The organism is Acinetobacter sp. YH12208, assembly GCF_013418055.1.
Classification (GTDB): Bacteria; Pseudomonadota; Gammaproteobacteria; order Pseudomonadales; family Moraxellaceae; genus Acinetobacter; species Acinetobacter pseudolwoffii.
In genome coordinates, this window is the sequence record NZ_VPCT01000001.1 from 329,137 (window position 1) to 343,690 (window position 14,554).

At 45.1% G+C, this 14,554-nt stretch carries 9 protein-coding genes and 1 pseudogene; 6 read left to right on the top strand and 4 right to left on the bottom strand.

Annotated elements, in window-relative coordinates; translation table 11 throughout:
* Window positions 1-426 precede the first annotated feature (426 nt).
* Complete coding sequence (gene clpB, locus FTU95_RS01525; RefSeq protein ID WP_180077311.1) at window positions 427-3,006, top strand: ATP-dependent chaperone ClpB; 2,580 nt, start codon at window positions 427-429, stop codon at window positions 3,004-3,006.
* A 228-nt stretch (window positions 3,007-3,234) separates the two neighbouring features.
* Window positions 3,235-4,518 carry a DUF945 family protein gene (locus FTU95_RS01530; RefSeq protein ID WP_180077313.1) on the top strand — a complete coding sequence of 428 codons (1,284 nt, stop codon included), beginning with the start codon at window positions 3,235-3,237 and terminating at the stop codon, window positions 4,516-4,518.
* A gap of 90 nt (window positions 4,519-4,608) precedes the next feature.
* Here the strand turns inward: FTU95_RS01530 and rlmKL are convergent, their stop codons facing one another.
* Complete coding sequence (rlmKL, locus tag FTU95_RS01535; protein ID WP_005096529.1) at window positions 4,609-6,813, bottom strand: bifunctional 23S rRNA (guanine(2069)-N(7))-methyltransferase RlmK/23S rRNA (guanine(2445)-N(2))-methyltransferase RlmL; 2,205 nt, start codon at window positions 6,811-6,813, stop codon at window positions 4,609-4,611.
* 232 nt (window positions 6,814-7,045) lie between these two features.
* Here rlmKL and FTU95_RS01540 point away from each other — a divergent pair, with 232 nt between their 5' ends.
* The 4 genes from FTU95_RS01540 (at window position 7,046) to FTU95_RS01555 (ending at window position 11,552) form a co-directional block, all read left to right on the top strand.
* A complete protein-coding gene (locus FTU95_RS01540) occupies window positions 7,046-7,390 on the top strand; it encodes a hypothetical protein (RefSeq protein WP_159137940.1) in 345 nt (114 codons plus the stop codon).
* Between the two features lie 222 nt (window positions 7,391-7,612).
* Window positions 7,613-8,629 (top strand): aspartate carbamoyltransferase catalytic subunit, encoded by a 1,017-nt coding sequence (locus tag FTU95_RS01545; protein ID WP_100355094.1) that lies wholly within the window; start codon window positions 7,613-7,615, stop codon window positions 8,627-8,629.
* A gap of 10 nt (window positions 8,630-8,639) precedes the next feature.
* On the top strand, window positions 8,640-9,875 hold the full coding sequence (locus FTU95_RS01550) for a dihydroorotase (RefSeq protein WP_180077315.1): 1,236 nt from the start codon (window positions 8,640-8,642) through the stop codon (window positions 9,873-9,875).
* 192 nt (window positions 9,876-10,067) lie between these two features.
* Complete coding sequence (locus FTU95_RS01555; RefSeq protein ID WP_180077317.1) at window positions 10,068-11,552, top strand: OmpA family protein; 1,485 nt, start codon at window positions 10,068-10,070, stop codon at window positions 11,550-11,552.
* Between the two features lie 55 nt (window positions 11,553-11,607).
* Here the strand turns inward: FTU95_RS01555 and FTU95_RS01560 are convergent.
* The 3 genes and pseudogenes from FTU95_RS01560 to FTU95_RS01570 all read right to left on the bottom strand — a co-directional run bounded on the left by FTU95_RS01560 (window position 11,608) and on the right by FTU95_RS01570 (window position 14,461).
* A pseudogene (locus tag FTU95_RS01560) lies at window positions 11,608-13,019 on the bottom strand (short-chain fatty acid transporter).
* A 96-nt stretch (window positions 13,020-13,115) separates the two neighbouring features.
* The gene (locus FTU95_RS01565) at window positions 13,116-13,754 is read right to left on the bottom strand and encodes a CoA transferase subunit B (protein WP_180077319.1); all 639 of its coding nucleotides are present in this window, start codon (window positions 13,752-13,754) and stop codon (window positions 13,116-13,118) included.
* Between the two features lie 2 nt (window positions 13,755-13,756).
* Window positions 13,757-14,461, bottom strand: coding sequence for a CoA transferase subunit A (locus FTU95_RS01570; RefSeq protein WP_180077321.1), 705 nt, complete (start codon window positions 14,459-14,461; stop codon window positions 13,757-13,759).
* Between the last annotated feature and the right edge of the window lie 93 nt (window positions 14,462-14,554).

Below are 14,554 nucleotides of genomic sequence, written 5' to 3' on the forward strand. Positions count from 1 at the left end.
TGAAACTACTTTGTCCCAAACAAAAGTATGAGCGAAAGCCATACGGAAGTTGCTGAACTAATTTTTCTTTATCAGTGATAAGGCCATTAATCACCTCGAGTATTGATTCAAACTGAACAGAAACTCTCTGAAGTTCTTCATTTGGTAGAAGGGTTAGGACAGCATATGTAAGCCAATTTTGTTTTAAATTATCCCGATACAACTAAATAGCTTAATCAAGATGATGAGTTAGCGCTAGTCTTGGGGTCTCATTAAAAATTCTCTTTCGCTTACTTGAAATATGATTTGACTACACCAATATTATAATTGAAATCTGTATATTTTTTGATAATAAGTTTTTGAAAAATATACAAAAATAATTTGAAATCTGATTAATCGCACCCATATATCCATCAAGTAGAAAATTTGTTGTGAGGAATAACAAAAATGCGTTTTGAGAAATTTACCAATCGCCTGCAGCAAACCCTTTCCGATGCACAATCATTGGCCATGACTAAAGACCATAGCTCGATTGATGGGATTCATATTCTGGCCACCTTGATGGATGAAGCATCCAATGTCAGCTTGCTGCAGCAGGCCGGCGCCAATCTGCGTGAATTGCAAACCAAGCTGCAAACGGCCCTAAGTAATGCAGCAACCCTGAGCAATCCCTCCGCGGATATCAATCTCAGCCCTGAAGCGGCAAAAGTATTACATTTGGCAGACAGCTTCGCGCAAAAAGCCGGAGATGAGTTTCTATCTACAGATTGGGTACTGTTGGCGCTGGCAGAAACAGGTAACACAAAAACCTTATTAAACAGTGTTGGCCTAAAGGCAGAAACCTTAGGCCAGATCATTAATCAATTTCGAGGCGATGAAAAAGTCATGAGCAATAATCATGAAGATCAGCGTGATTCACTGAATAAGTACACCATTGATTTAACTGAACGTGCTTTGGCAGGCAAGCTTGATCCTGTGATTGGCCGTGATGATGAAATCCGCCGTACCATTCAGGTTCTGTCACGCCGCACCAAAAATAACCCGGTACTGATTGGTGAGCCGGGTGTGGGTAAAACGGCAATCGTCGAAGGTCTGGCACAGCGGATTATTAATGGTGAAGTACCTGAAGGACTGAAAGGTAAACGTGTTTTATCGCTGGACCTGGGATCTTTACTGGCCGGTGCCAAATACCGTGGTGAGTTTGAAGAACGCTTAAAAGCCGTTCTGAAAGATATTGCCAAACACGAAGGCGAAATCATCTTATTCATCGATGAGCTGCATACCTTGGTGGGTGCCGGTAAGGGTGATGGTGCGATGGACGCCGGTAACATGCTGAAACCGGCGCTGGCACGTGGCGAGCTGCGCTGTGTCGGTGCGACTACGCTGGATGAATATCGTCAGTATATTGAAAAAGATGCAGCGCTCGAGCGTCGTTTCCAGAAAGTCTTGGTGGATGAACCGAGTGTGGAAGACACCATTGCGATTCTGCGTGGTCTGAAAGACCGCTATGCAACGCATCACGGGGTACAGATTCTGGACTCTGCGATTATTGCTGCAGCGAAAATGTCACATCGTTATATCACCGATCGCCAGTTGCCGGATAAAGCCATCGACCTGATTGATGAAGCAGCATCACGCATTAAAATGGAACTCGACTCCAAACCAGAAGCTCTGGATAAACTGGAACGCCGTCTGATTCAGTTAAAAATGCAGCTGGAAGCGGTGAAAAAAGATGAAGACTCGGGTGCCAAAGCTGAGATTCAACATCTGTCTGACCAGATCGCCACGGTTGAAAAAGAATATCAGGACCTAGAAGAAATCTGGCGTGCCGACAAGGCGCTGGTCGAAGGCAATAAGGATGTACAGATCAAACTGGATCAGGCCCGTATTGCACTGGACAAGGCGCAACGTGAAGGTGATCTGGCTGAAGCAGCACGGTATCAATATGGCGTCATTCCAGAGTTACAAAAACAGCTGGAACGTATTGAAGCAGCTGAAGAAAGTGAGGCACCGAAACTGCTGCGTGACAAAGTCACGGACAATGAAATTGCCGAGGTGGTCAGTGCGGCCACCGGTATTCCTGTGGCGAAAATGTTGCAAGGTGAGCGTGACAAACTGCTGCATATGGAAGAGTTCCTGCATAACCGTGTGGTGGGGCAAGAAGAAGCTGTGGTTGCGGTGTCGAATGCGGTACGCCGTTCACGTGCAGGTCTGTCAGACCCGAACCGTCCAAGTGGCTCGTTCCTGTTCCTGGGTCCAACGGGTGTGGGTAAAACAGAATTGACCAAAGCATTAGCCAACTTCTTGTTTGATAGTGACGATGCCATGATTCGTATTGATATGTCTGAATTCATGGAAAAACATTCGGTGAGCCGTTTGGTCGGTGCGCCTCCGGGCTATGTGGGTTATGAAGAAGGCGGGGTGCTGACGGAAGCGGTACGTCGTAAACCCTATAGCGTGATCTTGTTCGATGAAGTCGAAAAAGCGCATCCGGATGTGTTTAACATCTTGCTACAGGTGCTGGATGATGGACGTTTGACTGACTCGCAAGGCCGGGTAGTGGACTTTAAAAACAGCGTGATCGTCATGACGTCGAACCTGGGTTCGCAGGATGTACGTGAACTGGGCGCTAATGCAACACGTGATGAAGTTCGTACAGTAGTAATGAATGCGGTCTCGGAACATTTCCGTCCGGAGTTTATTAACCGTATTGATGAACTGGTGGTCTTCCATGCGCTGGAAAAAGACCAGATTCGCGGTATTGCCGATATCCAGTTGAATCGCTTGCGTCAGCGCCTGGCAGAGCGTGATATGCGTCTGTCGGTAGATGATAGTGCTTTCGATCAGTTAATTGATGCCGGTTTCGATCCGCTGTATGGTGCGCGTCCGTTAAAACGTGCGATCCAGCAACGTATTGAAAATGGCCTGGCTCAAAAAATCCTTGCAGGGGAATTCCAGCCGGGTGATACGATTCTGGTCCAGGCCGAAGCGGGTGATTTAATCTTCGAGAAAATGAAAGTTAGCTAATATTGCCTGTCCTTTTAATTTTCAGAAAACCTAGCTTCGGCTAGGTTTTTTGATGGCTGACAATTCAGGTCATATCAGTAAAAAAATTGCTTAAAAGTGACAGCTATTTTTAATATTTTGTGATGAATATTATGTTTAAGTGATTTATTTGCAAAACAATTATCTTTATTTTTTAAGATTAACTATAATTTATGTTCAATAAAAATAGATAAATTCTGAGCAAAAACTATGTCGAAAATAGTATGGGGTGGAATTGGTGTCGTGGTGTTGGCGGGGGCTGTGAGCACGGGTAATTTATATGCAGATAAGAGCTTGAAAGCGCATTATCAACAAAATTTAAAACCAGCGCCGAACATTAGTGTGCAATATACTGACTACGCTATGGGGGCTCTACAAGGCACGGCCAAGTGGAGCATGAGCATTGTGCCAGACGCGTGTAATGCCAAAGAAAAATTAGTATTTAATGGTCAAGACCAAATTCAGCGTACCTGGAAAGGCTATACCATTCATTCTCAACTCGATTTAGCACAAGGACAGGGCGCATATGCTGAATTTTTTCAGCAACCTTTAAAAGTGACGACGCAAGTCAACTGGTTGGGTGTATCGACCACACAATTACAAACCCCTGTCATCGAAAAAAAAGAAGCAGGTTTATATACCAGAATTGACCCTATACAGATCAAGTTTCAGGCAAAACAGAGTCAGGGACAACATAAAATTTTAAATATGAGTTTTGATGTGCCAGAATTGTCTATTCGTGATCAGTCTGGAAATACACAACTCAAGGGTGTGCATTTTAAAACCAATCAGGCTCTGAATGCGCAGTATTTAGAACCGGGTTATTTCGAGTTCAATATTGTTAAAATGCAGCGCCAGGATGCTAAGGCAGAAGGCTCAGGACAACTGAAAGACCTGAGCTGGCGTATGGATACCCAACTGCATGAGCGTACAGTAGATGTTCAATCAAAATTTAAAATTGCCGAAATGGGCTTAAATAATGTCCCTGCGATGCAAGACTTAGAACTCAATTGGGAGCTCAAAGACTTACAGCGTCAAAAAATGCAGATATTATTTGATATTCTGCAAAAGCAAAATAACTCTTGTCTGGAAGCAGGAAATTTTGAAAAAGATGCGATACAAGCCATGCTGGCGGTGATTAATGATGGCTTCAAGTTTGAATCGAAGCAGAATCAGTTAAAGTTAGGCACAGGCAGTATTCAGGCAGATTTAGTCGGAAAAGTAATGCCAGGCCATCAAACCACCTTGGAAAGCTTGGCAAAAATGTTCCCAAATCTGTTAGAAGTGCAAACCAATATCAGTTTCAATAAACAGGTAGTAAAAACCTTCACTCATCATTATATGCGTGCCGCAGGTAAAAATATGTCCGATCAAGAGCTGGAGCAAATGCTGAGTGCGATGCAAGCTAATCAGCAAATTCAGCGAAATGGTGATGTGTTTAAACTATCCATGCATTATCTGTATGGTGAAAAGAAGTTCTTAACTGCACAATAAGTTGTAAGTCGCTTTTTAACAGCGAATCTAAGAAGAAAAAGCCTGTTCAACTGAACAGGCTTTTGTTTTATCACAATCTAATACCAGTGATTACACTTTAGGATGGCCGATTTTCCAGGCACGGTGAATCTTCTGGTTACGCTTGAAATCAGGCCCAATGGTTTCTTGAGTAATTTCTTCGACATCATAGAACGCCAGAATTTCTTCATCCATCTCGAAACCACGATAGTTGTTCGAGAAGTACAGGGTACCATCGCTGGTTAAACGGTTCATGGCGCGTTTAAGCAAGGATAGATGGTCGCGCTGTACGTCAAACGTCCCGTAGAATTTTTTCGAGTTTGAGAAAGTGGGTGGATCAATAAAGATCAGCTCATATTGCTCATGACCTTCTTTGAGCCATTCAAAACAGTCAGATGCAAAGAACTGATGTTGTTCATCGGCGTGATCTACGGTTAAACCGTTCAGCACGAAGTTTTCCTTCGACCAGTTCAAATAGGTATTGGAAAGATCGACACTGGTGGTACTTGCAGCACCACCCAAGGCAGCATGTAGGCTCGCCGTAGAGGTATAGCTGTAGAGGTTCAGGAAGTGTTTGCCTTTGGCCTCACGGGCAATACGCAAACGCATTTGACGATGATCCAGGAACAGACCGGTATCCAGATAATCGGTCAGGTTAACCAGAATCTTGGCCTTACCTTCCTGTACGATAAAACGCTTCGATGCGGTACTTTGTTTGGTGTACTGGTTTTTACCTTCCTGACGTGCGCGGGTCTTGATAAAGATCGCATCACGGCCCAGACCGGTCACAGCGCGAATGGCTTGCAGTGCCAGGTTAAAGCGTTTCTTGGCTTTTTCAGGGTCAATCGTTTTAGGTGGAGCATATTCTTGCACATGCAGGCGCTCACCATACAGATCCACCGCGACATTAAAGTCTGGTAAATCGGCATCATACAGACGTAAACAGTGTACGCCTTCTTTGACTGCCCATTTTTTCAGGGCTTGCATATTTTTGGTCAGACGGTTGGCAAACTCCATCGCACCTTCGATTGGTTCGAATTGTTGCGGCTGCCAACCTTCCAGAAACGGACGCACCACAGCCGCAGGTTTAACCGTACCAAAGCGGATATAGATCGGCAATTTACCATTCATCAAACGCAGGATTTGCGGATCATTAAAGGCCAGCACGTCAGCCTGTTCAACTTGGGAGGCAATCACCGCCGCTTTTTGATTCGGGAAATTCTTTTGCAGTAAAGCCGATAAACCAAGGTATAAAGAACGGTTCTGCGCTTTATCACCGAGACGCTCACCATAAGGCGGGTTGGTTACGAAGAAGACTTTCTTGCCTTCAGCCTGAAAATCCGGCCAGTCATTTAAAGTACGCTCTTCGATCATGATATTGTCGAGAGCAGCTTCAAAACCTGCCGCGATGATATTTTGACGTGTCGCTTTTACAGCTTCCCAGTCTGCATCGAAGGCATAGAATTGCGGTAATGGATTTTCCATTGCCGCTTGGTGGCGTTCAGCTGCTTCAGCTTTAATGCCCATCCAGAGTTCATGGTCATGGCCATTCCAGCCATTAAAACCGAAACGACGCACCAGACCCGGCGCACGGTCGGTCAGGATCATCAGTGATTCAATGATAAAGGTACCTGAACCACACATTGGATCGACAATGATGTCCGGATTAATCTGTTTAAGCTGACCTTTTTGCAAAATTGCAGCAGCCAGATTTTCCTTGATTGGTGCATCGGTCATAAAGTGGCGATAACCACGTTTATGTAATGAATCGCCGGACAAGTCCAGACAATAGGTATGCTCTTTCTTCCCAGCCAGAATATACATGGTAATTTCTGGCTGTTTGGTATCGATACTTGGGCGTTTACCCACAGCTTCCATGAAGGAATCTACGACACCATCTTTGGCACGCAAAGTTGCGAACTGGGTATTGACCTTGATGTCACGCTCGACATGCAAGCGAATCGCAAAGGTACTTTGTGGTGCAAAAATGAGCGACCAGTCAAAGCTGATTGCACCTTCATATAGCTCTTCTGCCACATCACGGGCATCGTGAGAAAATTCAATTTCATGGGTATGGATCGGCATGAGCACACGTGAAGCCAGACGTGACCACATGCAAATCCGATAAGCATTTTCCAGACTGCCTTTAAAGATTAAACGACCGGGAAAACGCTCAATATTCTGAACACCTAAGCCTTGTAGTTCTTCTTCTAATAAGGTTTCCAGACCATCGGCACAGGTGACCCAATAATTGCTTAAACGTGGAGAGGTATTCATATAATAGAGAGACCAAAAAAGATAAATAAAAAACTGCGCCAAGTTTACCGTATTTTTATATTGAAAGCTTTTTAAATTCTCTGAAAGGCCTTGCCGTGTACGAGTGAAAAATAATATTCACATGATAAATTGATGAACTGGTACGCATTTTGCTCTATACACAGCAAATCAGGCAGTCAGTCGGAGGAGAGCGATGGCTGCCTGATTTTTCAATTTTATAATGGGGGTTAAAATGTTAGAGAATCAGTTACGCAACCATGACGCTTTTTCAGTGGCCACTTTAATTTATACACGTTTGAGACGTGTGTCAGGCCGGGTCGTGGATGCGCTTTATCTGGCAGAAAATCTGGACTATGCACGGCATGTGATTGAACTGGTAGAACAGACCCAAGATCCAGAGTTGCAGCGTTTAATCGAGCGTTTAAAACAGGTTTGGGATCTGCCTGTGGTTCGGCAGCAACAGTTTGAAAAATCTGCACATCTGCCACAGCAGGAGGTATTGGTCTCGGTTGAACCCGATCAGGACGATATCTACCGTGCACAGGTTGCACATCATTATATCGGTGCACTGCGTTAAACCTGAGATGGGTGTGAATGTGCCAGACTGAAGCCCCATAATTTTGTACTAAAAGTCAGCAGGATGGAAAAATGGTTAAATTATCTTATTGAAAAAATACATAGGAATTTCAATTTCTATTTTTATTATCGAGGTGGTTTTTGTACAAGTAGTCACATTGCCAACTACTCAGACTGGCCAATCTCTGTATAATATGTTGACTTAACGCATAAGGAATCTCTCATGCACTTGGCGGCATTGCATACACCGAGCCAGATTCAACTCAATAAAGAAGGTAATCTAAAACACTTCTTGACCATCGAAGGTCTTTCCAAAGAAACCCTGACAAAAATATTGGACACTGCGCAGTCCTTTTTTAATGACCAAAATCAGCTCATTACCAATAATTTGCTGGAAGGCAAAACGGTGATGAACCTGTTTTTTGAGAACTCTACCCGTACCCGCACTACTTTTGAAGCCGCTGCCAAGCGCCTTTCTGCCAACGTTCTGAATATCGATATTGCCCGTTCGAGTACCTCTAAAGGTGAAACCCTGCGTGACACCTTATGGAACCTTGAAGCGATGGCCGCCGATATTTTCGTGGTGCGTCATTCATCTTCAGGTGCGGCGCATTTTATTGCCAAAGATGTCTGTCCGACGGTGGCGATTATTAATGCCGGTGATGGCCGTCATGCCCATCCAACCCAGGCGATGCTGGACATGCTCACCATTCGCCGGGAAACCCATAAAAAATTTGAAGAGATGTCGATTGCCATTATTGGTGATATCAAACATTCACGTGTCGCGCGTTCAGATGTAGCTGCCTTGCAAACCTTAGGCTGCGAAGATATTCGGGTGATTGCACCAAATACCTTGCTGCCATACGGTTTTGAAGAATATGGTGATGGTGTTCGTCTATTTAATAACATGGAAGATGGCATCAAAGATTGCGACGTGATCATTACCCTGCGTATTCAAAATGAGCGGATTGATTCTCCGGCACTGGCATCGCAAGCTGAATTCTACAAGATGTATGGCCTGAACAAAGAACGTTTAGCGATGGCCAAACCGGATTGTATCGTGATGCATCCGGGTCCAATGAACCGTGGGGTGGAGATTGACTCCAGTATTGCCGATGGACCGCAGTCGGTGATTCTGAATCAGGTGACCAATGGTATTGCGGTACGTATGGCGGTATTGGCTTTGTCAATGCAGGGCCAGCTTCAGGAACAGGGTTTGATTGCAGCGATTGCGGGTTAAGGAATAAGTCATGACTATTGTAAAAATTGAAAATGTTCGTGTGCTCGATCCAATCCAAAACACTGATTCTGTTCAGACCGTGTATCTGGAAAATGGTAAGTTCGTTGCGGAAACGGCTGCTGTCTCTGAAACCATTGATGGTCAGGGCAAATGGTTGATGCCCACCATGGTCGATCTGTGTGCACGTTTACGTGAACCGGGTCAGCAGCAACATGGCACCTTAAAATCTGAAGGTAAAGCAGCACGTGAAAATGGGATTTTGCACGTGTTTACGCCACCAGATTCAAAGCCGATCGTGCAGGACAATGGCGCACTGATTCATGGTCTGGTTGAAAAAGCCATACTGGACGGTGGTATCTATCTTGAAGTGATTGGTGCTCAAACCCAAGGCTTGCAAGGCCAGCAACCTGCCAATATGGCCGGCTTGAAAAAAGGCGGATGTACTGCGGTGTCCAATGCCAGTGCGCCTTTTGCCAATGATGACGTGGTATTACGTACCCTGGAATATGCTGCAGGTTTAGATCTGACTGTGGTGTTCTATGCAGAAGAGCCGCAAATTGCCAAAGATGGCTGTGTGCATGAAGGCTTTATTGCCTCACGTCAGGGCTTGCCGATGATTCCAGCACTGGCGGAAACCGTGGCAATTGCCAAATACCTGTTAATGATTGAAGTGACTAAAGTTCGCGCGCATTTCGGTTTATTATCTTGTGGTGCGTCAGTAGAGCTAATCCGGATTGCCAAAGAAAAAGGCTTGCCTGTCACCTGTGATGTGGCCATGCACCAATTACATCTGACTGATGCCTTAATTGATGGTTTTAATTCGCTGGCACATGTACGTCCGCCACTGCGTGCTGAACAAGACAAAGAATTGCTACGCCAAGGAGTAAAATCTGGGGTGATTGATGCGATTTGTACCCATCATGAACCGCTGAGCAGCTCTGCGAAAATGGCGCCATTTGCTGAAACCCAGCCTGGCTTTAGCGCTTTTGATACTTATGTACCTTTTGGGATTCAACTGGTCAATGAAGGTTTGTTTACACCACTGGAATGGGTAGAAAAAGTGACTTTGGCTCCGGCACGTGTTGCACAAATGGCAGATCGCTGGACAAAAGAGGCGGGTTGGGTGCTGGTAGATCCAGAGCTAGAATGGACGCTGAACAAAGAAAGCATCGTGTCGCAAGGTAAAAATACACCGCTGATCAATCAAAAAGTGCGAGCTAAAGTTTTAAAAACGTTCCTCGCTTAATAGATCCAGCTTTTATAAAAGTCAGCTTCGGCTGGCTTTTTTTGTTTTTGAATTCTGTGTCAGTAAAATGAGTACTCAACAAAAACAGTGAAACTTTATGATATTCATACAATTATTTACATTTTCAAAAAACTGGCATCGTTACACTGATTGAATATTAAACATTAGAAAAATCAAAAGAATGGTGACAATATGAATGTAGATCTGATGGAACGCTTAAAAAGCGATGTTACAGCGATTGTGCTACAAGGCGAAACCGAACATCTATTTGCCAAAGATCAGGCACTGAGTCAGTTCTATCCCATATTCTTAAGTATATTGCGTGCACGTCCTGCATGGATTGAAAGTTTAAGCCAGCAACTCAATCCAAAAATCCATGAACTGTTTAATGGAAATTCGGCACTCAAGCAGCAGTTTCTGGATCAACTTGATCAGAGCGCACCACAAGATCAAATAGAGCAAACCCTGAATCGGGCCATTGTACCGACCCTCAATTTTTTACAGACCGAAGCCGGTGCTTCAAGTCCAGAAGCGATTAGTCATTTGCTGGAAACCCACGCCGAATCGATCCAGCGTGCATTACCTGTTTGGGCCGGATCAATTTTAGCGGCATTAGGTGTTTCTCCATTGGCAGGGCAGCATTTGAATCAGGCGCCTGAACTAGAACCAGAATATACTGTTGTGGTACAGCAACAGAAAAAAAGCGGTTTTTTATGGCCGTTTATTATTTTTCTGATTCTGGCAGCTTTAATCCTGTTTTTTGTTCGTAGCTGTATGCAGGATGATGCTGAGGATTCGGCAAACACCCAAACGACCCGTGAAATTGCCGCAGCCCAACCGGCTTCTTTACAGTTGAGTACCGGCACTAATGGTGAAATTATCAGTTGTCAGTTACAGCTGAATAATCCCCAATATATGCAAATTTTGCAAACCGAGATTAAACAGATCTTTAATTATAATATTGGTTGTGGGGCGCTCAGCAGTGAGGTTTATCATTCGGAATTTATTGATCAGGATAGCATTCCTTCCGTTTTGAAACTGATTCAAGGCATGCCAAATGTCTCACTGGACTGGATTGGTAATCAGGTTGCTATACGTGCAGCGAGTAATGCAGAAGCAGAACGTCTGGCAACACAAATTCGTAATCTGGCCAAAAATGTCACTGTTGTGGCTCAACAGCCGGTCAATAGGAGTGAGGCGATTCAGGCTGCCAATAGCGATGCAGAACAAGCATTGGCGAGTATCAAAACTGATCATGTTCAGGCCTTAGATGTTGCGACTGCACTGAATTTGCAGATTATTAATTTTGATAGCGCATCGACTGCCGTACCGGAAGTGAATAAATCGGTACTGGATCAGGCTGCCGCATTATTGCAGCGCGCACCGCATGTCATTCTTAAAGTCAAAGGACATACCGATGCACAGGGCAGTGAGGCCGAGAATAAAGTGCTGTCTGTGCAACGCGCGCAAGCAATTGTGGGCTATCTGATTGAAAAGGGGGTTGATCCTGCGCAATTGCAGGCTGTAGGCGTGGGAGAGGACCAGCCTGTTGAACCAAATGCAACATCTGCGGGACAGTTTCAGAACCGCCGCGTAGCTTTTGAAGTGGTTAATACTGAAACAGGTATTGTGCGTGAAGTGGATAGCGAGGGTGTTGTAGAAAAGAAAGCCAGCTGAAATAATTTTCCAGATGAAAAAGGACGAATGATTCGTCCTTTTTATATGGCTTAAATTAAGAAAAGACCGGTGGACTATAGGTCAAAGTTCGGCCGAGGAACCAGAGTAAAAACAGCACCAGTGGGATATGAAAAACCAGTTGGGTCACGGTAAAACCGATCACATCTTTGGCCTTTAACTTCAGGATGCCCAGCATCGGCAACATAAAGAAAGGATTGATCAGATTAGGTAAGGCTTCGGCAGCATTATAAATCTGCACTGACCAGCCCAGATGAACTTTCAGATCATGCGCAGCCTGCATTACATAAGGGGCTTCAATAATCCATTTACCTCCACCGGATGGAGTAAAGAAACCCAGAATCGCCGAGTATAAGCCCATCACGATGGCAAAGGTTTCCTGCGAGGCAATGGAAACAAAGAACTCGGCAATATAATGTGACAGCGACAGATTGGCCGGGTTTAGCGCATTGGTCATCATAAAGGCAATACTGCCATACAGCGGAAACTGGATCAGTACCCCTGAAATAGCCGGAACAGCCTTTGAAACTGCATTCAGAAAATTTCGTGGTGTACCGTGCAAGGCCACGCCCAAAATCAGGAAGATAAAGTTATAGGTATTTAAGCTGGAAATGGCCAGAATCGGATTACTTTTGGAAAATTCGTTAAACATCCAGACTGTACCTAGAATCACAATTAGAATGCTTAAAATGGGTGAATTTTCCAGCCAGTCACCCGGTCTTTTTTCAGCAGATATTTCCGGTTTTTCTTCTTCAATCTGAATCGGGAAGTGCTCAATGGTTTTAATGGCTGAACCTTTAGGTGCTGACCAGTAAGCAATTGAAGCCACAATCAGTACCGCCGTCATGATCATAGACTGCGGCAAGAAAATAGTCTCAGTAAACGGAATCACGCCCGTCAGATTATAAATTGGTTCAGGCAGACTGCTTTTATTGGCCTGTAACTGTGCAGCTGAAGAACTGATCCCCAGTGCCCAAGTCGCACCCATCCCGATAATCGCGGCAGCCGCAGCAGCGCGATAATCCATATTGAGTTCTTTACGCTGTGCCAGTGCAATCACTAGAAGTGCAGTCAGTACAGTACAGTACTCATGGCCCAGTTAATCAGGGAAATTGACAGGCTGACCGTGGCGACCAGGACAATCGCACCACGACCGGAATGCGGCAGGCGTGCCATTTTTTGAATCAGCAGCTGGACAGGCTTGGATACGGAAACCACATAACCGACCACGATCAGCATGCACATCTGCAAGGTAAAGGGGATCAGGCTCCAGAAGCCGTCTCCAAAGGAAATCGCGACATCCTGTGCCGGTGCACCAATTCCGATGGCGGCAATCGCCACAATGATGACGCCGAGTAGCGCAAAAATATAAGAATCCGGAAACTATTTTTCAGACCAGTCGCTGACGCGCATGGCGAAGCGCTGCAAAGTATTTTGTTGAGTTTGCATGATTAAAATCCATTTATTCTACGATTATTATTTTGAAATGAAACGGCTATATATAAAAAAGCCCTTAAGAATGAAGCATCTTAAGGGCTGGCTGGATCAGGCAGCGTTACGTAGTAGCGCTACCCCAGTGACTTTTTGAATCTCTTCAAAACTTACTTCTGGTGCCAGTTCAACCAATCGAATTCCATCAGGACTAACATCCAGTACACCGAGATCGGTAATAATCCGGTTCACCACCGCTTGACCAGTCAGCGGCAGGCTACACTGCTGTACAATCTTCGGTGTACCATCTTTGGCACAGTGTTCCATCAAGACCACGACTTTTTGTACACCCGCGACCAGATCCATGGCACCGCCCATGCCTTTGACCTTTTTGCCCGGAATCATCCAGTTGGCCAGATCACCAGTTTCAGACACTTCCATAGCACCCAGAATAGCAATATTGACATGACCGCCACGGATCATGGCAAAGGAGTCGGCACTTGAGAAAAATGAAGCACCTTTACGCGCGGTAACCGTCTGTTTACCGGCATTGATCAGGTCGGCATCGACTGTCTCCTCGGTTGGAAACTCGCCAATCCCCAGCAGGCCATTTTCAGACTGCAGCCAGACATTGATATTTTCCGGAATATAATTTGCGACTAGCGTCGGCAAGCCAATTCCTAAATTGACATAGAAACCATCTTCAAGCTCTTGTGCCGCGCGCTGCGCCATTTCATTACGTGTCCAAGCCATGATCAAGCCTCCGCCTTTAAGGTCATCTGTTCAATACGTTTTTCCGGTTGAGTATTCAGGACTATCCGGTTCACATAAATGCCCGGAAGATGGATGTCATCCGGATCCAGCGCACCGATCTCGACAATTTCTTCAACTTCAGCAATGGTAACTTTACCCGCCATGGCACAGACCGGATTAAAGTTCTGCGCAGTTTTGCGGAAAATCAGATTGCCGGCTTTATCGGCCTTATAGGCTTTAACCAAGGCGACATCGGCAGTTAAAGATTCTTCCAGAATGTAAGACTTGCCATTAAATTCACGGACATCCTTACCTTCAGCGATCACGGTTCCGACACCCGTCGCCGTATAGAAAGCCGGAATACCGGCACCGCCAGCACGTAATTTTTCTGCCAGTGTACCCTGTGGGGTCAGTTCAACTTCCAGTTCGCCATTTAAATATTGACGTTCAAATTCCTTGTTTTCACCGACATAAGATGAAATCATTTTTTTAATCTGTTTTGTTTCCAGCAAGAGTCCGAGACCGAAGCCGTCTACGCCGGCATTGTTGGAAATACAGGTTAGTTGCTTAGTACCTGTTTCTTTTAAAGCTGCGATCAAAGCTTCCGGGATACCGCATAAACCAAAACCACCAACGGCCAGAGTATGACCATCTTGCACCACATCCTTTAAGGCGGATTGAGCGCTGTCATAAACCTTGTTTGACATCTTGTCACCTCTATTATTGTTGTAGCAGACTTCAATCTGCTGCTTATATCCTTATGGCTTGCTTAAGGTCATTTTGCTCAAGCAAGTTTATTT

What these genes read in the sequence shown, in the direction of transcription:
- clpB (WP_180077311.1), top strand. Translation starts at nt 427, where the DNA reads ATGCGTTTTGAGAAATTTACCAATCGCCTGCAGCAAACCCTTTCCGAT.
- FTU95_RS01530 (WP_180077313.1), top strand. Translation starts at nt 3,235, where the DNA reads ATGTCGAAAATAGTATGGGGTGGAATTGGTGTCGTGGTGTTGGCGGGG.
- rlmKL (WP_005096529.1), bottom strand. Translation starts at nt 6,813, where the DNA reads ATGAATACCTCTCCACGTTTAAGCAATTATTGGGTCACCTGTGCCGAT.
- FTU95_RS01540 (WP_159137940.1), top strand. Translation starts at nt 7,046, where the DNA reads ATGTTAGAGAATCAGTTACGCAACCATGACGCTTTTTCAGTGGCCACT.
- FTU95_RS01545 (WP_100355094.1), top strand. Translation starts at nt 7,613, where the DNA reads ATGCACTTGGCGGCATTGCATACACCGAGCCAGATTCAACTCAATAAA.
- FTU95_RS01550 (WP_180077315.1), top strand. Translation starts at nt 8,640, where the DNA reads ATGACTATTGTAAAAATTGAAAATGTTCGTGTGCTCGATCCAATCCAA.
- FTU95_RS01555 (WP_180077317.1), top strand. Translation starts at nt 10,068, where the DNA reads ATGAATGTAGATCTGATGGAACGCTTAAAAAGCGATGTTACAGCGATT.
- FTU95_RS01565 (WP_180077319.1), bottom strand. Translation starts at nt 13,754, where the DNA reads ATGGCTTGGACACGTAATGAAATGGCGCAGCGCGCGGCACAAGAGCTT.
- FTU95_RS01570 (WP_180077321.1), bottom strand. Translation starts at nt 14,461, where the DNA reads ATGTCAAACAAGGTTTATGACAGCGCTCAATCCGCCTTAAAGGATGTG.